Origin of the sequence: Bacillus sp. 522_BSPC (assembly GCF_001076885.1) — a bacterium.
GTDB lineage: Bacteria > Bacillota > Bacilli > Bacillales > Cytobacillaceae > Niallia > Niallia hominis.
Genome location: NZ_JVDT01000240.1, coordinates 1 through 21,536, shown reverse-complemented (window position 1 = coordinate 21,536; position 21,536 = coordinate 1). Strand labels below are relative to the sequence as shown.

At 36.2% G+C, this 21,536-nt stretch carries 20 protein-coding genes; 4 read left to right on the top strand and 16 right to left on the bottom strand.

Annotation, left to right across the window (positions count from 1 at the left end; all coding sequences use genetic code 11):
• Positions 1–29 precede the first annotated feature (29 nt).
• The 6 genes from ADJ83_RS19630 to ADJ83_RS19605 form a co-directional block, all read right to left on the bottom strand.
• Positions 30–416 carry a MerR family transcriptional regulator gene (locus ADJ83_RS19630; RefSeq protein WP_031538946.1) on the bottom strand — a complete coding sequence of 129 codons (387 nt, stop codon included), beginning with the start codon at positions 414–416 and terminating at the stop codon, positions 30–32.
• 251 nt (positions 417–667) lie between these two features.
• A complete protein-coding gene (locus tag ADJ83_RS19625) occupies positions 668–1,285 on the bottom strand; it encodes a thymidine kinase (RefSeq protein ID WP_031538947.1) in 618 nt (205 codons plus the stop codon).
• 325 nt (positions 1,286–1,610) lie between these two features.
• Positions 1,611–1,811 (bottom strand): 50S ribosomal protein L31, encoded by a 201-nt coding sequence (rpmE, locus tag ADJ83_RS19620; protein ID WP_031538948.1) that lies wholly within the window; start codon positions 1,809–1,811, stop codon positions 1,611–1,613.
• Positions 1,812–2,005: 194 nt separating this feature from the next.
• Positions 2,006–3,280 (bottom strand): transcription termination factor Rho, encoded by a 1,275-nt coding sequence (rho, locus tag ADJ83_RS19615; protein WP_031538949.1) that lies wholly within the window; start codon positions 3,278–3,280, stop codon positions 2,006–2,008.
• Between the two features lie 802 nt (positions 3,281–4,082).
• Positions 4,083–5,369, bottom strand: a complete 1,287-nt coding sequence (locus tag ADJ83_RS19610; protein ID WP_031538950.1) for a UDP-N-acetylglucosamine 1-carboxyvinyltransferase — start codon at positions 5,367–5,369, stop codon at positions 4,083–4,085.
• Between the two features lie 417 nt (positions 5,370–5,786).
• Positions 5,787–6,644: a class II fructose-bisphosphate aldolase gene (locus ADJ83_RS19605; protein WP_031538951.1), complete on the bottom strand. Its 858-nt coding sequence runs from the start codon at positions 6,642–6,644 to the stop codon at positions 5,787–5,789.
• A 231-nt stretch (positions 6,645–6,875) separates the two neighbouring features.
• On the opposite strand from ADJ83_RS19605, the gene ADJ83_RS26080 reads away from it, so the two are divergent.
• On the top strand, positions 6,876–7,013 hold the full coding sequence (locus tag ADJ83_RS26080; RefSeq protein ID WP_155986774.1) for a hypothetical protein: 138 nt from the start codon (positions 6,876–6,878) through the stop codon (positions 7,011–7,013).
• An 11-nt stretch (positions 7,014–7,024) separates the two neighbouring features.
• Here ADJ83_RS26080 and ADJ83_RS19600 read toward each other — a convergent pair whose 3' ends face one another.
• Positions 7,025–7,390 (bottom strand): response regulator, encoded by a 366-nt coding sequence (locus tag ADJ83_RS19600; protein ID WP_109769197.1) that lies wholly within the window; start codon positions 7,388–7,390, stop codon positions 7,025–7,027.
• A 186-nt stretch (positions 7,391–7,576) separates the two neighbouring features.
• On the opposite strand from ADJ83_RS19600, the gene ADJ83_RS19595 reads away from it, so the two are divergent.
• The gene (locus ADJ83_RS19595; protein WP_031538953.1) at positions 7,577–8,110 is read left to right on the top strand and encodes a DUF2529 domain-containing protein; all 534 of its coding nucleotides are present in this window, start codon (positions 7,577–7,579) and stop codon (positions 8,108–8,110) included.
• Between the two features lie 103 nt (positions 8,111–8,213).
• Here ADJ83_RS19595 and ADJ83_RS19590 read toward each other — a convergent pair whose 3' ends face one another.
• The 3 genes from ADJ83_RS19590 to ADJ83_RS19580 form a co-directional block, all read right to left on the bottom strand.
• Complete coding sequence (locus tag ADJ83_RS19590) at positions 8,214–9,818, bottom strand: CTP synthase (protein ID WP_031538955.1); 1,605 nt, start codon at positions 9,816–9,818, stop codon at positions 8,214–8,216.
• Between the two features lie 362 nt (positions 9,819–10,180).
• Positions 10,181–10,756 carry a DNA-directed RNA polymerase subunit delta gene (gene rpoE / locus ADJ83_RS19585; RefSeq protein WP_031538956.1) on the bottom strand — a complete coding sequence of 192 codons (576 nt, stop codon included), beginning with the start codon at positions 10,754–10,756 and terminating at the stop codon, positions 10,181–10,183.
• Between the two features lie 240 nt (positions 10,757–10,996).
• Entirely contained in the window at positions 10,997–11,200 is a 204-nt protein-coding gene (locus ADJ83_RS19580) for a hypothetical protein (protein ID WP_031538958.1), read from the bottom strand.
• Between the two features lie 201 nt (positions 11,201–11,401).
• Here ADJ83_RS19580 and cls point away from each other — a divergent pair, with 201 nt between their 5' ends.
• A complete protein-coding gene (cls, locus tag ADJ83_RS19575) occupies positions 11,402–12,604 on the top strand; it encodes a cardiolipin synthase (RefSeq protein WP_031538960.1) in 1,203 nt (400 codons plus the stop codon).
• A gap of 85 nt (positions 12,605–12,689) precedes the next feature.
• Here cls and ADJ83_RS19570 read toward each other — a convergent pair whose 3' ends face one another.
• The 6 genes from ADJ83_RS19570 to speE all read right to left on the bottom strand — a co-directional run bounded on the left by ADJ83_RS19570 (position 12,690) and on the right by speE (position 18,965).
• Entirely contained in the window at positions 12,690–12,860 is a 171-nt protein-coding gene (locus tag ADJ83_RS19570; protein WP_035416617.1) for a XapX domain-containing protein, read from the bottom strand.
• A 206-nt stretch (positions 12,861–13,066) separates the two neighbouring features.
• The gene (gene argS, locus ADJ83_RS19565; RefSeq protein ID WP_031538962.1) at positions 13,067–14,737 is read right to left on the bottom strand and encodes an arginine--tRNA ligase; all 1,671 of its coding nucleotides are present in this window, start codon (positions 14,735–14,737) and stop codon (positions 13,067–13,069) included.
• Entirely contained in the window at positions 14,734–15,183 is a 450-nt protein-coding gene (locus tag ADJ83_RS19560; RefSeq protein ID WP_031538964.1) for a DUF1934 domain-containing protein, read from the bottom strand. Before ADJ83_RS19560 ends, argS begins: the two co-directional genes overlap by 4 nt.
• Before the next feature lie 134 nt (positions 15,184–15,317).
• Positions 15,318–16,418 carry an SH3 domain-containing protein gene (locus tag ADJ83_RS19555; RefSeq protein WP_048718855.1) on the bottom strand — a complete coding sequence of 367 codons (1,101 nt, stop codon included), beginning with the start codon at positions 16,416–16,418 and terminating at the stop codon, positions 15,318–15,320.
• A gap of 791 nt (positions 16,419–17,209) precedes the next feature.
• The gene (speB, locus tag ADJ83_RS19550) at positions 17,210–18,082 is read right to left on the bottom strand and encodes an agmatinase (protein ID WP_031538966.1); all 873 of its coding nucleotides are present in this window, start codon (positions 18,080–18,082) and stop codon (positions 17,210–17,212) included.
• A 55-nt stretch (positions 18,083–18,137) separates the two neighbouring features.
• Positions 18,138–18,965, bottom strand: a complete 828-nt coding sequence (gene speE / locus ADJ83_RS19545) for a spermidine synthase (RefSeq protein WP_031538968.1) — start codon at positions 18,963–18,965, stop codon at positions 18,138–18,140.
• Between the two features lie 386 nt (positions 18,966–19,351).
• On the opposite strand from speE, the gene ADJ83_RS19540 reads away from it, so the two are divergent.
• Complete coding sequence (locus ADJ83_RS19540; RefSeq protein ID WP_031538969.1) at positions 19,352–21,415, top strand: transglycosylase domain-containing protein; 2,064 nt, start codon at positions 19,352–19,354, stop codon at positions 21,413–21,415.
• The last annotated feature ends 121 nt before the right edge of the window (positions 21,416–21,536 follow it).

Below are 21,536 nucleotides of genomic sequence, written 5' to 3'. Positions count from 1 at the left end.
TCTTTTGAGGGATTCACCTCCAGGAATAGTTACATTAAAGACAGTAATTTCATTACGTCTAATAATTTTTTTTCAAGTGTATGATACACTTTCTTTTTCTCTTCCTGCGGCGCATCTTTCAATCTTTCTTCCAATGATGCCAGCTTTTTATGCAAACATGCAATTTCATTCTGTACGTCATTCATAATTGGCTCTATTTCATCCTCTTCTCTTGATTGAATAACTTTACGAATTTCATCAATGGACATCCGTTGTTTTTTCAAAAGTTTGATTCGTTCCAATGTATGAAGAACATCTTCCGAATAAAGGCGATAATTGGAATCAGATCGCGTTACAGGAAGCAATTTGTTACTTGTATAATAATCAATCGTTCTTGTTGACAACCCGCTTAATTTCGCCACTTGGCCAATTCGCAATAACGCCTTCCCAATGAAAAAACCCCCTTTTAGTTTATAAGATATTTTTATCATAGCATAGAAAGGAAAATCCGTACAGTACAACGTTATAGTTTTAGGTTTTAGTTTTTCATACTAACTTGGACAGGATTATGGTGCTGGTATGGGGGCCTGTCACCTTTTCCATTTTCCCCCTGCAAAACTCCCTCCCTTGTCACATAAAAAAGCTCCTGCTAAGAGGGATAAAACCGTTCCTAACAAGAGCTCTTTTCTTATAAAGCTGTTGATGTATTATCTTTATTTGCTTTCTCTGTACTTCTAGGCACTTCATGATGATGGCGGCATCGAGGTTCATAAGACTCAGATGCTCCTACTAAAATGACCGGATCTTCGTAGCAAGCCGGTGAACCATTAATCAATCTTTGTGTTCTGCTTGCTGGTGATCCGCAGACTGCACAAACAGCTTGAAGCTTTGTCACTAATTCTGCGATTGCCATTAATTCCGGCATTTTTCCGAATGGCTCGCCTCTAAAATCTTGATCCAAACCTGCACAAATGACACGATGGCCACTATTTGCCAAATGCTGAATAACACCAATAATTTCATCATCAAAAAATTGTACTTCATCTATTGCAACTATCTCTATATCGGAAGTCACATATTCAAAAATGTCGGCTGATTTACTAATAGGAATCGCATTAGTCGTTGCTCCATTATGTGATACAACTGATTCATCACTATAGCGATTATCAATACTTGGTTTAAACACGATAAACTTCTGCTTAGCAAATTTCGCCCTTCTTACACGACGGATGAGTTCTTCTGATTTTCCTGAAAACATACTTCCACAAATAACTTCAACCCATCCATGATGTTTCATTACATACATGAAACCGCTCCTTCCTAATATAAACAACTTCTCTCTTTTCTTACTCTATTCTACTTTTTCTATTTCAATCGTCAGGGTGTGAATATATACATCCAACATTCTCTCTTACCTACTTTAACAGCTATTAAGGCTGATTGAAATAATATATTCGACTCAAACTTCATTTTTAACAGCATCTCCAATAGATAACTAATCAATAAATGCATTAAGATACTTAAGAATAAAAGCGATAATAATTACTTTCATTATTAAATATCCTACTATAAGTCAAAATAAAAAACAGGCAAGGAGAAAGTAACTTCTTGCCTGTTCTTGATATTCCATATTACTTAAGGCCGTATTTTTTGTTGAAGCGATCAACACGTCCGCCAGCTTCAGCAAATTTTTGACGTCCAGTATAGAACGGATGGCACTCAGAACAAGTTTCAACTTTGATTTCTTTTTTAACTGAACCAGTTGTGAACTCGTTACCACAAGCACATTTCACCGTAATTTCGTTATAAGTTGGATGAATTCCTGCTTTCATTTCTTTTCATCTCCTTCCGCCCTGCAACTTTCGAAACAGAGTTATAAAACAATGCCAGAAGCACTGTAATTTCAAAAACACATTGAGTATATTATATCAAGGACATTCTTGTTTTGCAACACTATTAACAATGCATTAATTACCAAATATTGAAAACTACTTAAAGCATTTCCTCCACTTGTATCCTTCAGGGCTTACGATCGCTTAGCAGTGCCAGCTTTCATTTGTTCTCCTAGGATGGCAAAGAAGTCTTCATTGCTTTTTGTTTGTCTTAATTTTCTTAGGAACTTTTCAGCAAAGTCTGGTGAATCAGACATTGATTTACGAATAGCCCATAGCTTGTCTAAATGTTCTTTCGGAATCAATAGTTCTTCTTTACGTGTTCCAGAGCGTCTAATATCAATAGCTGGGAATATTCTTCTTTCTGCTAGTGCGCGGTCTAAATGAAGTTCCATATTACCAGTACCTTTAAACTCTTCATAAATAACATCATCCATACGTGAACCAGTATCGACTAACGCTGTTGCCAATATGGTTAAGGAACCTCCTTCTTCTATATTACGAGCTGCACCGAAGAATCGTTTTGGGCGATGGAACGCACCAGGATCGATCCCCCCTGATAATGTTCTTCCACTTGGAGGAATAACCAGGTTATAAGCGCGGGCTAATCTTGTAATACTATCCATCAAAATAATAACATCACGCTTATGCTCCACAAGACGCATCGCTCTTTCTAGAACCAATTCAGCAACTTTAATATGGTTTTCTGGAACCTCATCAAAAGTAGAGCTTACAACATCTCCACTTACTGATCTTTCAATATCGGTAACTTCTTCTGGTCTTTCATCAATTAGTAAGACTATTAATTCTGCTTCCGGATGATTATTCGTAATACTATTTGCTATTTCCTTAATCAACATTGTTTTACCAGCTTTTGGAGGAGCCACAATTAACCCACGTTGTCCAAAACCAACAGGTGCTAATACATCCATAATTCTAGTAGAAACATTTCGCTGTGTTGTTTCTAAATGTATTTGTCGATTTGGGTACAGAGGAGTTAGAGCTGGAAAATGAACTCTTTCTTTCGCTGTCTCCGGATCATCTCCATTTACCGCTTCTACCTGTAGTAAACCGAAATATCTTTCGTTTTCTTTTGGTGGACGAACTTTTCCAGAAACTTTATCCCCATTTCTTAAATCAAATCTTCTAATTTGAGATGCAGATATATAAATATCCTGTGAGCTTGGAGAATAATTAATCGGTCTTAAGAAGCCAAACCCTTCTGACTGAATAATCTCAAGAACACCTTCCATGAAAAAATAGCCCTCTTGCTCTGCTCTTGCCTTCAGGATCGAGAAAATCAGTTCCTTTTTTGTCAACTTGCTATAGTAGGCAACTTTGTATTCTCGAGCTAACTCATACAACTCTTTTAATTTCATATTTTCTAAACTAGATATATTTAATCCCATTTTTACACCACTCTTTTGTATTTTCAGTTATCCCGACCATTTTTTATCGAAATGTGGGAAGGCTAATCTTCTGTTTGAGGCGAACGCTTTTTGTGAAGAGAAATTTTGATGCGAGAAATAATTAATGTGAAGGATGGAAAAGAAGATTCCTACTTCTTCTCCAACTATCGATAAATCGTACACTTCCGTTTTTTTAAGGCTCACTTCATAAGTAGTTTATTAATAAAGAAGAATAAGCCATTGTACGAATAAAAATTTATCTTAAGAGGAGTTTTTATTTTATCCTTCATGTTTCTAATGCTTCTTTCGAGAAATCTATCAAAAGCACTCTCTATTTTACCTCCATCTAGGAAAAATGTGCAACAAGAATTTTTTTACTATCTCCTTGTTTACTCATCAGCGGAAGCAAAATATGGATGAAGACTCTTATGATCCTTCTTTTTTTAGGATCGCTCGAAAAGGAAGGTAGGTGAGGATGCTTAGTGAATATTCTCGTTTTTTGAGAATATCGATTCTTTCGTCAACGCAAATGAAAAGGATGGTCCCGACATCCTTTATTGTGCAAGTATACTTTTTTATAAGTATCGGAATGTATGGATTAATTATACCTATTCCAGGTAAAATTCTCTTCTTGTTCCGCATTATTCTTTGGGCAAAGAGGGGTCTCCTGTTACCTTCCCCGTATGCTTTATGAAAAGGGCTTAGGAGGTTAATTTCTACTTATGACAGGGGGAGCATCATCCCCCACTTTTCTTTTTGCTCAAGAACAGATAATCCTTTTCAAATAAATAATCAACATACATTATCCATTATTTATTTGTTCATATTCTTCTTCAGTCATTTTTTCACGCCATATGGTAGCTCCTAAGCCTGTAAGCTTCTCGACAATATGACTATACCCTCTATCTATATGTTCTAGGCCTGTTATTTCCGTTACTCCATCAGCCATAAGTCCTGCTATCACTAGCGAAGCTCCTGCACGCAAATCGCTTGCTTTTACTTTCGCCCCTTGTAAATGAACAGGTCCATTTATAATCGCAGAACGCCCCTCCACTTTGATCGTGGCATTCATACGACGCAGTTCATCTATATGTTTAAATCTAGCACCATAGATTGTGTCTGTAACCATACTTGTACCAGTTGTTTTTGTTAATAGAGACGTGAATGGCTGCTGAAGATCTGTTGGAAAACCTGGATATACCAGTGTTTTGATGTCTACTGGTTTTAGGGAACGGTTAGAGCTCACAAACACTTGCTCATCACTTGACTCAATCGAAACTCCCATTTCCCTTAACTTTGCGATTAGGGACTCTAAGTGCTGTGGGATTACGTTATCGACAAGGACTCCATCTCCAACTGCAGCACCAATAATAATATACGTACCAGCTTCAATCCGATCAGGGATAATCGTATGACGACAACCATTTAAATGCTCTACCCCTTCAATTCGAATCACATCGGTGCCTGCACCTTTAATTTTTGCTCCCATATTGGTTAAAAGTGTTGCCACATCAATGATTTCCGGCTCTTTCGCTGCGTTTTCAATGATTGTCTTTCCTTTTGCTCTTACTGCTGCAAGCATAATATTGATTGTTGCTCCGACACTTACTACATCTAAATAAATTCTTGCTCCTCTTAACTCATCTGCCCGAAGATAAATGGCACCTTGTTCATTTGTAACCTGTGCCCCAAGTGCTTCAAACCCTTTAATATGCTGGTCTATAGGTCTTGGTCCAAGATGACAACCACCAGGTAATCCAATAACTGCCTTTTTGAATCGTCCTAACATTGCTCCCATCAAATAATAGGAGGCACGCAATTTTTTTACCTTTCCATTCGGCATAGGCATAGAAATCATGGAAGATGGATCTATTGTTATATCAGAGTCTGATATAGATACCGTTCCACCTAGTTCTTCCAAAATTTCTTTTAATATTTGAACATCTGAAATGTCAGGTAATCCTTCAATCGTTACTGGGGATTCAGCTAATATGGTCGCTGGTATAAGTGCAACAGCACTATTTTTCGCACCACTTACCCTTACTGTTCCTTTTAATGGAGATCCACCTGCAATCATAAGTTTTTCCATTTCTAGCTCCCTTCTAAGCCAATGCAAAAGTACAAGTTCTGCTATAAGTTAATCAAGATGAGGCTTGGATGTAGAATCTTGTTTGAATTACTGTTACTTATTATACCAAATATTAAGACTTAATGGAAAAGTATATATGTATGAACTTTTGTTCTTATTTATTGATAAAGTACAAACATTTTTAGTATTACCTATAAAGTACAACTTCAATCAGTTAGAGAGTGTTCAAAAGTAAGTTTTCTCCCTTTCTAATTTTTCAGCATTTATTTTATACTATTTTTTCCAAACCATTTGTAGGAAGCTGTTGTCTGTTCTTTGATTTAACCTTTTTGCCTGGATCTAGAAAAAAAAGACATAGAAAAGAGGATATCTTTAAGGCTATTTCCCTTAAAGATATCCTCTTTCTATTCTTATCAATTAAGCTCTATTTGAAGAACCGAATTCTTTGATTTTGCCGATTACTGTTGCTTTAATCGCATCACGAGCTGGTCCTAAATATTTACGTGGATCGTATTCTTCTGGTTTAGCAGCTAATGTTTCGCGAACTGCTTTTGCAGAAGCAATTTGGTTTTCTGTATTAACGTTGATTTTAGCAGTTCCTAAAGAAATTGCTTTTGTGATATCTTTTGTTGGGATACCAGTACCACCGTGTAATACTAATGGTAAACCAGTTAAGTTACCGATTTCTTCCATTTCTTTGAAACCTAAGTTTGGCTCACCTTTGTAAGGACCATGAACAGATCCTAATGCAGGAGCTAATGTATCAATACCAGTACGTTTAACAAGTTCCACACATTCGTTAGCATCAGCATAAATTACGCCTTCAGCTACAACGTCGTCTTCTTGTCCACCAACAGTACCAAGTTCTGCTTCAACAGAAACACCTTTAGCATGTGCATACTCTACTACTTTAGAAGTAATTTCAACGTTTTCATCAAATGAATGGTGAGAAGCGTCGATCATTACAGATGTAAAACCAGCATCAATTGCGTCTTTACATTTTTCAAAGCTTGAACCGTGATCTAAGTGAATAGCAACTGGAACAGTGATGCTATAGTCTTCCATTAAACCTTCAACCATTTTCACAACAGTTTTGAAGCCACCCATATAACGGGCTGCACCTTCAGAAACCCCAAGAATTACTGGAGATTTTTCTTCTTCTGCAGCTTGAAGAATTGCTTGAGTGAACTCAAGGTTATTTAAGTTAAATTGACCAACAGCATAGCCTTCTGCTTTTGCTTTGTTTAACATGTCTTTCATTGAAACTAAAGGCATATTTCTTCCTCCTTATTTAATGATCGTTCTTTGTTACAAGAGAATCTTTATTAAATTTCCCAAAGGAAAGTTGAATATGTATATCATACCTCAAGTAATCAAAAACGAATCATTCCTTTTAAACTCAATTGTAATCATACCAAAATAAAACAAGAAATGCTATCGTTCAAGCTTTTTTTTCTATTTTGTCACAATTTAGTTTATCATTTTACAAATGAAGACGCTTTAAGTATGGACATCGTTGCTTGCTCAAACAATGCAACAGAAGAACCACCAATGTCTTCCATTCTATTTGGTGGTTTTTTGTCTCTGTATATGGCTGTTTTCCGTAAGTTGCTAGGACCAACAGCCTTTAGAATTTATGTATAGATTTCGAATAATTACTCATTAATATATTTTTTCACAGCATCTCTGAGATCATCAATATCAAACGGTTTAGCAAAATGAGTGAGTGCTCCGAGATCTTTAGCTTCCTGAATCATATCTAATTCTCCATATGCTGTCATGATAATGACGCGAATATCTTGATTCAGCTTTTTCATACGTTTTAATATTTCAATACCATCCATCCCTGGAATTTTCATATCCAGTAGCACCAAGTCTGGAAATTCCCTTGTTACTATTTCTAACGCTTGAATGCCATTTGCAGCTTGAAAAGTTTTATATCCTTCCTTTTGAAAAACTTCATTCAAAAGGATTCTTATACCGAATTGATCATCAACAATCAGTATTTTCCCTTTCATCATTGACCCTTCCCTTCAAAGTTGAGTTTTTTATGTATTCTCTCGTTTTTAATCATAGTTATCTTTCTACTATTTGGTCAACATTTCCTGCTAATTCCCTTAAATTTTACCTTTTCTCCATATTTATTTATAATTAACTACTATAAATGTGCGTTACTGTTAATTTTTATAACAATGGAGGTTTTCCAAGTGCTTAAAATGTTCTCCACACAACTAAGTGGACTTTTTAAAAGATTGCATGAAAAAGAAGAGGAAGCAATTGAAGACAGTTCTAGATTATTAGCACAAGCCATCGTAAGTGATGGAAAAGTTTATTTCTATGCAACAAATGAAATGGCAGGTGTTATGAAAGAAGCTACTAAAGGGCTGGAGCCGATGTCAGGAGCTGAGGAGTGGACAAACTCCTCCCTTGAATCAATTACTTCCAATGATCGTTTCATTCTTTTCTCTCGTACAAATGAGGAGGAAGAGATTAACACTTTTGCCAAGAATTTATATGATTCCCAAATTCCTTTTGTTTCTGTCTGCTCGATTACTAATAGTGAAATCGAATCTGTGATTGACTTTGCAGATGTGGCGATTGATTTAAAAATAACGAAAGGTTTATTACCTGATGAGGAAGGAAATCGATATGGCTATCCTTCCTTAATTGCTGGCCTTTTTGTTTATCATGGCATTAAATTTACAACGGACGAGATTTTAAAGGAATATGATATTAAATAGGAAGAAACATAACATTATATGTTATAACAGCTAACAAAAAGAGGTTATTCCCATTAAAAGGAAGAACCTCTTTTTTTACTGCTTTTAACCAAATCTATCTTTATTATTTCTCCGCTAAGCGAATGGACGCACCAACAAATTCACGGAATAATGGCTGTGGACGAGTTGGTCTTGAAATAAACTCAGGATGGAATTGAGAAGCAACAAACCAAGGATGATCCTTAAGCTCTACTATTTCTACTAGACGACCATCTGGGCTAGTTCCTGAGAAAATAAATCCTGCGTTTTCCATCTCTTGACGATATTGGTTGTTAAACTCATAGCGATGACGATGTCTCTCATAAATTACTTCGTCTTGATACGCTTCATATGCTCTTGTTTCTTCTTTTAATTTACATGGATATAAACCTAAGCGAAGCGTTCCGCCTAAATCCTCTACATCCTTTTGTTCAGGTAAAAGATCGATTACTGGATGGGTTGTCTCTTCGTTAATTTCAGAAGAATGTGCATCATCCCAACCTAAAACATTACGAGCAAATTCAATAGATGCAACCTGCATTCCTAGACATATTCCGAAGAAAGGAACCTTTTGTTCACGTGCATATTGTGTTGCTAAAATCTTTCCTTCAATTCCACGATCTCCGAATCCACCAGGAACAAGAATTCCATCTGCATCTTGTAGCAATTCTTGTACATTTTCTTTTGTTACATGCTCTGCATTAATCCAATCGATATCAATATCAGCATCATATGCATAACCAGCATGCTTCAATGCTTCTACAACAGAAATATAAGCATCTTGTAGCTCTACATATTTACCAACAAGAGCAATTTTTGTTGTTTTAGAAAGATTACGCACCCGATCTACTAATTCAATCCATTCTGTCATATCTGCTTCTTGGCATTTTAGTTTTAGATGCTCGCATACAATTTGGTCAAGATTTTGTTCTTGTAATGCTAAAGGAATCGTATAAAGTGTATCCGCATCACGGCACTCAATAACCGATTTATTGTCGATATCACAGAATAACGCAATTTTGTCCTTCATATCTTCAGAAATAGGTTTTTCTGTTCTTACTACAATTACATTAGGCTGTATACCTAGGCTCCGTAATTCTTTTACACTATGTTGTGTTGGTTTTGTTTTCATTTCTCCTGCTGCTTTAATGTAAGGTACTAATGTACAGTGAATGTACATAACATTATCGCGGCCGATATCACTTTTAATTTGACGAATTGCTTCTAAGAAAGGTAATGATTCAATATCCCCAACCGTTCCACCAATTTCTGTAATAACAACATCTGCATTTGTTTCTCGGCCAGCTCTAAATACACGCTCTTTAATTTCATTTGTGATATGCGGAATTACTTGAACTGTCCCTCCAAGATAATCTCCTCTGCGTTCTTTTCTTAATACAGTAGAATAGATTTTCCCTGTTGTAACATTGTTATATTTTGTTAAATTGATATCAATAAAACGCTCATAATGACCTAAGTCTAAATCGGTTTCCGCACCGTCATCTGTTACGAATACTTCCCCATGTTGATAAGGACTCATTGTACCAGGATCCACATTGATATATGGGTCAAACTTTTGAATGGTTACACTAACACCACGATTTTTCAGCAAGCGTCCAAGAGATGCTGCTGTAATCCCTTTTCCTAGTGAAGATACTACTCCACCTGTCACAAAAATATATTTTGTCATTATATGATCCCCCTTGATTTAAGTTTGCTCCAATTCCTCTTTATTTAAGACGAATTGACTAATTTTTTTAGAGGGGTATGAAACGATTGTTGTTTTTACTTAAGGCCGTTTTCGTAAAGCTTGTTGCTATTACCCGCAGCTAGAATCTACTGGTGTGAGCAGTGAACCTCCAAGGTATCATCTTTCTCACTAATACCACAACAATCTTTTAGAAAACAGCATTACTAAAAAATAAAAAGCGCTCCTCTTACTTTTCCAAGTAAGGGAGCGCTATATTTAGCGAATTTAAGTTCGTTCCTCTTTTTAAGGAGCCCAAAAAAGATTTTACTAGCAAAGACCGTAAAAGTCAAGACTAGGGAGAATTATTTATTTTCATCCTCTTCATCTTCGAATTCGTCGTCCTCTTCTTCATCTTCTTCATCTAAATCATCATAATCTTCTTCGATTTCTTCATCGAAATCTTCATCTTCCGATAAATCATCGTCTAGTAAATCATCGTCTTCTTCATCCAAATCATCGTCATCCTCATCTAGAAGCTCTTCATCATCTAGATCAGCATCGAAGTCATCAAACTCGTCTTCGTCTTCATCTAAGCTATCAAAATCATCGAAGTCTTCCGCTACAGCTTTTTTCGACTTTTTCTTCTTCGGTTTTGTTACTGTTACTACATCTTCCTCTGATTTATCTACAGGATACCATAAACGAAGTCCCCAACGGTTGTCCCCTAATGATAAGAAACGACCATCAATATTAACATCTGTATAAAATTGTGCAATTCTTTCATTAACCTCTTCTTCACTTAACCCTACTAATTTTGCTACTTCATTCATTAGTTCATTAAATGCATAAGGTGTTTTGCCACCATTCATAATTTCATACGCTACATCAATTAGTGCCATTTCTTTAAGTTCTTCTTTTGTGTATTTATCAACACTCATTTTTTCGCACTTCCTTTCTTATCTACTCTTATCCCCTTCCTGAAAGCTTGGACCAATTCAGGTGGAAGTTTCACGTTTCGGGTGTTTATTATTTTTTATACATCTTATTGATCTTTTAAAAATCAATCCATTTAACCTAATTTATTTTAGAAGGTCTGTTAAGAAAAGAAACCTAACTAAAATAGTAAAAATACATATTCTCCATTATAAACAAATTTTAGGTGAATATGCTAGTTCTAGTTAAGGTTTATTTAACTTTTCTTTGAAATAGAAGTTTTTCTTCTCTTTTTCGACTTTATTTTGATCTGATTGCTTTTTCTTCGCTAGTTTAAAAAAGAGGAGGGATAAGAGAAAAAAGCCGATGGAGCCCAATTGAAGCTTATAAAGGAACGAAAACAAAACTGCATATAAAACTATCCCTATTGTAATCAATATTTTCCGCACTGCTAATCCACCCCAACTTAAATAAAGTTTATCCTTCCTTCTAGAATAACGATTATTAGAAGTGCTCTGCAAGTCTCTTATTAATTTATTGGCAATTTTCCAAACAAATAGTTGAGAATTCTTAAAATTCTCCTATTAATACGAAAGGTATGAAAGGAATAGAATATCGGCAATACTATCCTTTTAAGGAGGGAATTATCAATGAAGATATTCTTGGTTATCCTATGCATTATTGCCATACTTATTTTCCTTCTCTATATGGACTATCAGTTAGGAAAGAGAGCACAGCAAAAACGAATAGACCGAAAAAACCATCCTTTTAGATATACTGATTTCCACATATATTCTGACGGGACAGAACTATTCCCAGCCCTGTTTCAAGCAGTCAAAGAGGCAAAAAGCCATGTCCATATTCTTTTCTATACGATTAAAACAGATAGTATTTCCAATGAATTTCTACACCTTTTAAAAACCAAAGCACATGAAGGGGTGGAAGTACGCCTTATTTTAGATTGGTTAGGCAGTATCAATATAAGAAAAAGAATAAGAAGAAAATTAAAGCAAGCTGGTGTTCAATTTGCTTTTTGCCAGCTCCCAACGTTTCCTTTTCTCTTTTATTCCTTACAAGTAAGGAATCACAGAAAAATCGCTATCATTGATGGGAAAATTGGTTTTATGGGTGGTTTTAACATCGGAAAGGATTATATTCATGAGAACTTTAAATTAAGCCCTTGGCGTGACTACCATCTTCAATTAATAGGAGAAGGGGTCGATGACTTACAGCGAGAATTTTTAATAGACTGGTTAAAAGCCTCTAAAATAAACTTACTACAAAACCAAGTGTACTTTCCAGCGCAGACAAAAGGAGAAACAAGACATCAAATTATCCCTACACAAGGAGTTTATTTAGAAGAGCTACTATGCAATTTGATCAAAAACAGCAAAAGAAGTCTTTTAATTGCTACACCTTACTTCATTCCTAGCAAGCGAGTAACAGAAGAATTATTAAGAGCATTACATAGAAATGTGAGTCTCACCATCCTTATTCCAAATAAAGCGGATCATATGCTTGTTAAAGAAGCGGCATTTCCCTACTTACGGAAACTATTAAAGGACGGGGCAAGTGTTTATCAATATATGAATGGCTTTTTTCATGGTAAATTAATAAATACCGATAATGAAATTATGATTGTCGGTTCATCCAATTTCGATCGCCGCAGTATCTTTTTGAATCATGAGCTGAACTGTTGCATATATGATCCTGTTTTTATTGCAAAAATGAATAAAATTACTACGATGGATTTGGAACAAGCAAAGGAGTTATCTCTCGAGGATTTAAAAAGGATACATTTATGGAGTATGGTAAAAGAATGGCTTGCCCGTCTTTTTGCCCCATTTTTATAGGATGAACCTTTCTTTAATCAGTGGGATATGTCTCCCACTGATTATTTTACAAAGGTGTTTATCCACCCATTGTTTCAGGAGGAACTTATCTTTGAAAAAGGACAATAATCCATTCAAACGCACGGTATCCGGCATATATTCCAAAAATACCAACGATACCCGAAAAGGCACCTGGGGCTGGGATTGGCAGTTTCAAAAGACCAAAAATAAACCCAGTTAAAAATCCAGTTATTAAAGCAAATACCACTAATTTCACAAGCATCTTCCCTTCAAAAGTAGATGCTTTTATTATTCGAAAAGTTAGTTCGAAATATCCGATGATTCCTTAATCAGCTTTGCTGTTTTTTATAACAGGGATTTTTAGTTTCACCGTGAATGATTTTATCGATAGATTTTTCTCAAAGAGCGTAATTACATAAAAGTGGACAATAAAAAAAGGAAGAGGTTCTCTTCCTTTTTTTATTACATTTTTTCTGGCGCAGATACACCAATTAGGGCTAGGGCGTTTCTTAATGTTATCTGTGTCGCTTTGATTAATGCTAGGCGTGCTTTTGTTCTTTCTAGATTGTCTGTGTCTAATACTTTTTCTGCGTTATAGAAGCTATGGAAAGTAGAGGCTAAGTCGTAAATATAATTTGTAATTCGGTGCGGCATTCTCTTTAATGCTGCTTCCCCTACTGCTTGTGGGAATTCTCCTAGTTTTTTCAATAAGTCAAATTCCTTTTCTGCAGTAATTAACGATACGTTTAGTTCATCAGCCAGCTCGATTCCTTGTTCTTTTCCTTGTCTTAGGATACTTGAAATACGTGCATGTGCGTATTGAGCATAGTATACTGGGTTTTCATTGGATTGTGATACAGCAAGATCTAAATCAAAGTCTAAATGTGTATCTGCACTTCTCATTGCAAAGAAGTAACGTGTTGCATCTAAGCCTACTTCTTCCACTAAATCTCTCATTGTAACAGCTTTTCCAGTACGTTTACTCATCTTCATTTTTTCGCCATCTTTATAAAGATGAACAAGCTGAATAATTTCTACTTCTAATGCATCTTTGTTATAGCCTAATGCTTGAATAGCCGCTCTCATACGTGGAATATAACCATGATGGTCTGCGCCCCAAACGTTAATAAGCTTTTCAAAGCCTCTTTCTAACTTATCTTTGTGATAAGCAATGTCTGGTAATAGATACGTATAAGAACCATCATTTTTAATGAGTACTCGATCTTTATCATCACCGAAATCAGTGGAACGTAGCCAAGTAGCTCCATCTTGTTCAAAAATATAGCCATTTTCTTTTAAAGCGTTTAACGCTATATCAATTTTTCCATTTTGATAAAGGGATGTTTCAGAGAACCACACATCAAACTTCACGCGGAAATCTTCTAAATCTTGCTTTAATTTGGCCATCTCATACTTCAGGCCGTATTCACGGAAAAAGTCAAAACGTTCCTGTTCTGAAACATTTACATACTTATCGCCAAATTCCTCTGCTAATTTTTTTCCGATTCCAATAATGTCTGCACCATGATAGCCATCTTGAGGCATCTCTTTTTCTATACCTAACGCTTGGAAATAGCGTGCTTCAACCGATAATGCTAGGTTATTAATTTGGTTACCAGCGTCATTAATATAGTATTCTCTTGATACATCGTAACCCGCTTTATCTAAAATATTGGAAAGAGAATCTCCTACTGCTGCACCACGTGCATGTCCTAAATGAAGATCCCCCGTTGGATTTGCAGAAACAAACTCTACTTGTACCTTCTCTTTGTTTCCAACAGTAGTTTGTCCGTATTGATCTCCTGCTTTAAGAATAGTTGGAATTAAATCTGTTAAATAACTATTATCCATATAAAAATTGATGAAACCAGGTCCTGCGATTTCCACTTTTTTAATAGAAGCTTTCGTTTGATCAAAATTCTCAATAATAGTCTCTGCAATCATTCTAGGTGCTTTTTTCGCAACCCTTGCTAATTGCATCGCCATATTCGTTGAATAGTCACCATGCGCTTTGTCCTTTGGCAACTCTAGTACTACCTCTGGAATTTGTTCTTCTGTTGCTAGACCAGCTTTTATTACGCTTTGCTTAATTTCTTCCTTTAACTTATCCTTTATTTGATCTACAATATTCATTCTTCCTCTTTCTCCTCCTTAAATGAAATAGTCATATGATAGGTACCATTATTGCTACCCTGCATCTTTAAATCATATAAAATATCTAATGTGCCTGTTGTTGTTTGCTCCTGTACTTCCAACTCAAGCCTCTTTGTATCTGTAACTAGTTGAAATACGCCGTACGGACTTTCATAGCTGCCGACCTTCTGTTTATTAATAAGAAAAGGAAGACGCATTTTTACTGCCCCGCTTCGAAGGATTAACCCTTCCTTTTCGGTAACTTTAATAATTGTTTTAATGGTGCCTTCTTCTATGATTTCTTCATATTTTATATACTTATTAGTATCTTTTTCTAAGTATCGACCAAACCCAATCCACTCAATACTTTCTTTATTTTTCCCATTATATATATGTGTTGTAACTTGTAATTTCACAGGCACCTGTTGCGCTGATGGTTGAGACAACGACAACACTTCCTTTTCATTTACTGTGTAACTTTATAAGTATAAATTTTTTATAGGGGAAGTGCAAGATGGTTCGTCAAATGTTTAAGAACTACAACTAAAAAACCTACAGGGAGTCCTGTAGGTTTCTTCTTTTAATATTTGTTTAACTCTTGAATCGGTGTTTGAATTATCACTGGATTTTTTGAAGGATCTAACCATTTAAGAATCTTCACAACGTTCGCTTCGGAAGTTGCTGTGCATCCGAGGGTATAGCTATTTGCAATGTGGAAAAAGATTGCGCTGCCTTTATTCGGAATACGTTTGGTATTATAGTTTATAACAAATCCATATTTATAGGCTGGTACATTCATGTTTTCTGCGCTCTTCCACTGACCCTTTGTTTTCTTTTTTGATTGCCATGTATTATATAGCTTCGATTTTGGATCATCTACCCACACATCATCATTAGTAATTTTCCGATATGGTAATTTGGTTCCAGGGCTCTTTGCTGTTCCAAAGGCAGTTCCGATTGTAAATTTCCCTATAGGTGATTTTTTTCCGCCTTCCTTCATATCAGAGGTGATGCCAAGTTTACCAATATGTCCAGCCATAGTTAAAACTGGAACCCATTCCCCTTTAGCATTCTTTTCAAATGTACGAATTTCAGCAGTGGATGTATTATAGCCATTTGATGTGACAAGAATCAATTGCTTGTTTTTCCCTACTGTTTTTAAACCTGCAGCTAAATTTTTGGGAGCTGCTGGTTTTTTCGTTGTTAGGTATTTACTTGATACCCAACCGGTTTTCTTTCCAACCGGTACTTTGCTCCACGTTCCTTTTGTTTGGGTTACTTTTAATGATTGATTCTTTTTAACTGTCGTAACTATTTTGTACTTAGTACCTGCACCACTTCTCACATTTAATGTACTTGCTGTCACATACATTGTTTTCGTTGCAGTTGTTGCTTTTGCTACCGGCTTCTTTGTTGTTAAATATTTATTGGACGCCCATCCCGTTTTCTTTCCTACGGTCACCTTATCCCAAGAACCTTTTGTTTGTGTCACTGTCACTGCTTGATTTTTCTTTACCATCGTGACTACTTTGTGCGAGGTACTTGCTCCACTTCTTATATTAAGCGTGCTTGCTGTGACATATTTCGTTTTTTTGCTGGCAGCTTGGGCAGTATTTGCCGTGTGAAATCCTGTAAATAAAATCAATACTCCAATTAATAGAACAAAAATCTTCTTTCCCATTTTATTCCCTCGCTTTATCAAAATGATGCTATGTTCTAATCTATCTTTCCAGATTCATCCCCTCTAAAAATTGCTTAAACCTTTCAATTTTTCTATATCTTAACATATCAAATCTGATTTTACGTTGGAAATGTTTAGAGGGATATTGTTGTGATTTATATGGTAGAGGAGATAAAAAAGAGGCTGAAAAAAAACTAAATAGCCAATCTGTAAAGATGAAAAATCTCTAATTTAGCGCTTAAATAAAGGTTCCTTTTATACAATGGTTATTTATGTTTTAAATATAGTCAGGTGTATAAACTATTTTGTTCCATTGCGCTACAAACACTCGCTTTCCGCGGGGAGGAAGCTGAGCCTCCTCGGCTTCGCCTGTGGGGTCTCAGCCTTTCCTCTATTTCCCGCAGGAGTCGAGTGTTTTCCGCTCCATTCCACTCCGTTATTAAAGGCAATTTCCTAAAAAAATATTGTTTTTTTAATAAAAATAAATTAGTAGGAGATATGAAGCAGCCTGAATACACGTAGACACCACGGGGATTAGCGAGACAGCCTGAGACCCTGCAGGCCAAAGGCAGACCGCGGCTCAGCGTGAGCCCCACGGAAAGCGGAGTGTATTCAGGCTGCGGGTGATCCAACTGAAACAGCTTTTTAAAAAGCTAATTAAAAAGCCAAACAATCATACGAAATTTCGTGTAATTGTTTGGCTTTCACCTGGGCTGGAATACTTATGTCCCGGCCTCATTTTAAGCAGTTAGCTTTCCCTTGATTTAGGTTCGGCTACTGTGTAAGATTTCTTATTTTACAAATCCTAAAAGCATTTCACGGATTAATTTACTTGCTGTATTGGCTGTTTGCTCAGATGGATCATAGATTGGCGCTACTTCTACTAAATCTGCTCCAACTACTTGAACATTAGAACGAGCAATTTCATGAATAGACGCTAGTAATTCTTTAGAAGTGATTCCGCCTGCATCTACAGTCCCAGTACCTGGTGCATGTGCTGGATCTAAAACATCAATATCTATCGTTACATATACTGGTCTGCCAGCAAGTGTTGGCAGGATTTCTTTTAATGGCTCTAATACTTCAAACTTCGAAATATGCATTCCTACTTCTTTTGCCCATTGGAACTCTTCTTTCATTCCTGAACGAATACCAAAGGAATAAACGTTTTTTGGACCAATTAGATTGGCTACCTTTTTGATTGGTGTAGAGTGGGAAAGTGGCTCTCCTTCATATTCATCGCGAAGATCTGTATGAGCATCCATATGTATGATTGCTAAATCTGGATATTTTTTATACATCGCTTGGAATACACCCCAAGATACTAAATGCTCTCCACCCATTCCAAGTGGGAATTTATTATCTCCGATTACTTTGTCCACAAATTCTTCAATCATATCTAAGCTTCGTTGCGGATTTCCGAATGGAAGCGGGATATCACCTGCGTCAAAGTATTTTACTTCATCTAGCTCTCTATCTAAATAGGGGCTGTACTCTTCTAACCCAACAGACACCTCTCGAATTCTCGCAGGACCAAAACGTGAACCTGGACGGAAGCTAACAGTCCAATCCATTGGCATTCCGTATAATACTACTTGGCTTTCTTCATAATTTGGATAACTTTTAATAAATACATTTCCTGAATACGATTCATCAAAACGCATTAGTAATCACTCCTTTTTCTATTCCCAGACAACTCGAACAATAAGCTGCTGTCCCCTACTCACAAAGATCCTGAACGAATTTTGGCAAAATGAAGGCTGCTTTGTGTAGTTCTTTTGTATAATATTTTGTTTCTATAGAATGGAAACGACTCTCTGGTACCTGTAATGGATCATATTTCTTGGAACCAATCGTGAACGCCCACATGCCACTTGGATATGTTGGAATATTGGCGATATATAATCTGGTTATTGGAAAATTTTCTTTTACATCTCTTTGTACAGAACGAATTAAATCTCCTTTAAACCATGGGTTGTCGCTTTGAGCAACGAAAAGACCATCATCCTTTAATGCTTTCGCTATCCCTGCATAGAAACCTTTTGTAAAGAGGTTAACAGCTGGCCCTACTGGTTCGGTGGAATCGACCATAATCACATCATATTCCTTCTCACTTTTGGCAATATGCATAAATCCATCGCCTACTTGGACATCTACGCGCGGGTCATCCAACTTCCCTGCTATTTCTGGTAAAAACTTCTTACTATATTCAATTACTTTACCATCAATATCAACAAGCGTCGCCTTTTTGACACTTGGATGTTTTAAAACTTCTCGAATGACACCGCCATCACCGCCACCAACAACGAGAACTTTCTCAGGGTTTGGATGTGTAAATAACGGAATATGGGCTACCATTTCATGATAAACAAATTCATCTTTAACAGATGTCATTACCATATCATCTAATAGCAGCATATTCCCCCACTCTTCTGTTTCTACCATATCTAGCTTTTGAAACGGTGTCTGTTCTGTATGTAATGTACGTTTGATTTTCATCGTGATACCAAAATGATCTGTCTGCTTCTCCGTAAACCAAATTCCCATTTTTCATATCCTCCATTCATTTGATTGGTTAAAGTACTTATAATCTAGAAGATTCATTGTCTTTTGTGATTCATTCCAATTATGGCCCATACTGCTTTTTCACAGGAGTCAATAACCTCTGCTCCAACCAACTAAAGACTAGTAAGGCATACCTTTAAAAAACACTTTTTATGAAAACAACCTTCTTTTTATACTTCCCAATCAAACAAATAACAAACACGAAAAAAGTATAGTGGATATTTACAAAAATGCAAAGAAATTTTTTTATATTCCATGATAAAAATGTTTAAAACACCAATCTTTACCACATACTAGTGCTATCTATTTATTGATTCGTGGAAAACGATAAAAAAGAAGGAAGATCAACCTAAGGAGGTGTCATGCACTTGGAGGTCATTGTAAATAAATTAAAGAACTCTGGTAAGTATTTACGCTTATTCATCATATTAGGGCTCCTTTTCATGATAACCGCAAGCATCATTTTTATTGGTATATATGTATATGCTCGTACATTAGGACCTCCTCCTCTAGCCGTTTCTCAATCTACCATTTATTACTCAGATAACGGCAGTATTATTGGAGAAACCAGTAATGGGCAAAAAAGATATTGGGTGTCCATTGATGATATTAGTCCCTATTTAGTGGATGCTACTGTTTCTATTGAAGATAAGAATTTTTATTCCCATCATGGTTTTGATTATAAACGGATTGGTGGAGCAATTTTAGCTGATATTAAGGCAATGGCAAAGGTACAAGGGGCAAGCACGATTACTCAGCAATATGCCCGAAACTTATTTTTAGAGCATGAAAAGACATGGACGCGAAAAATTGCGGAAGCTTTTTACACCCTCCGTCTAGAAATATTTTATACAAAGGATGAAATTCTTGAAGGATATCTAAATACAATCTACTATGGCCATGGAGCTTATGGAGCAGAGGCAGCAAGTCAATATTACTTTGGAAAAGAAGCATCAGAGCTTACGTTAGCTGAAGCAACCATGCTTGCTGGAATACCAAAGGGACCAAGTCTTTATTCCCCTTTTGCATCAATGGAAAATGCGAAGAAAAGACAAGGTATCATCCTAAATTCTTTAATTGAAAATGACTATATAACAGTAGAGGATAAAACAATCGCTTTTAATGAAGAGCTCTCTCTCGTAGGAAAGTTTCCAAATGCTAGTATGGAAACAGCTCCTTATTTTCAAGATGCCGTTAAAAACATTCTTAAAAACCAGCTTCACTTGGATGACAAAACGATTGAATTAGGTGGCTTAAGGGTGTATACAACCTTGAATACGGAACAGCAAAAAATTGCAGAGGAAACAATTAGCCACACGATAGATAAGGATAGCGATATACAAATAGGCTTTGTTGCCATGGATCCATCTACTGGGTTTGTTAAAGCAATGGTTGGTGGCAGAGATTATGAACAAAGCCCTTTTAATAGAGCCATTCAAGCGACTCGTCAACCTGGCTCTACGATAAAGCCTTTATTATATTATGCAGCACTTGAACACGGCTTTACTCCTGTTACGATGATGAGCAGCGAGAAAACAACCTTCCGTTTTGATGATGGAAGGGATCCGTATACTCCGCATAATTTTAATAATAAATATGCAGATGGCAATATAACAATGGCCCAAGCGCTAGCGGTTTCCGATAATGTTTATGCGGTTAAAACCCATCTATTTTTAGGTCAAGATACATTAGTAAAAACAGGAGAAAAATTCGGACTTACAACCGATTTACAGGAGGTACCGTCTCTCGCTCTTGGAACATCCAATGTTCGCGTAATCGATATGGCAAATGCTTATAGTATGTTTGCAAACGGAGGAAATAGTGTTTCTCCAGTTTTCATTACAAAAATCGAGACAAATGACGGGCAGATACTTTATGAACAGAAGGCGAAGAAGGAAAAGGTTTTAGACACAGACTTAACCTTCGTGATGAACCAAATGATGACAGGCATGTTTGATCCTAATCTGAATGGCTATGCATCTGTAACAGGAAGTACTGTTAAAAATGAGATAACAAGAATTTATGCCGGCAAATCTGGTTCTACTGAATCAGACAGCTGGATGATTGGTTATACCCCACAACTAGTGTCAGCTGTTTGGACTGGTTATGATCAAGGGGAACCAATTACGTTAACTGCTGATAAAACCTATGCCAAAAAAGTGTGGGTGCAATTTATGGAACAAAGCTTAAAAGAGGAACCAATCAAGGGCTTTATTCCTACAAAAGGTACTGTTGGAGTGTACATCGATCCTAAGAGCGGAAAACTTGCAACAGATGCCTGTGAAACAAAAAGAATGATGTATTTTACAAAAGAAACTGTTCCAACAGAATATTGCGCTGATTTACCAAAAGACGATTCTAGTGATAAACCAGCAAACAATGAAAAAACAAAAGAAAAAGTGCCCTGGTATAAACGGATTCTGCCTTGGTAGGAATAAAGTTTGAAAAGAGGCTGGGACATAAGTATTTCAATCAACAACAAACACGAACTATAATGTAATTTAATTATATTATAGTTCGTGTTTGTTTTTTAGAAAAAGGTTTAAAAACGAA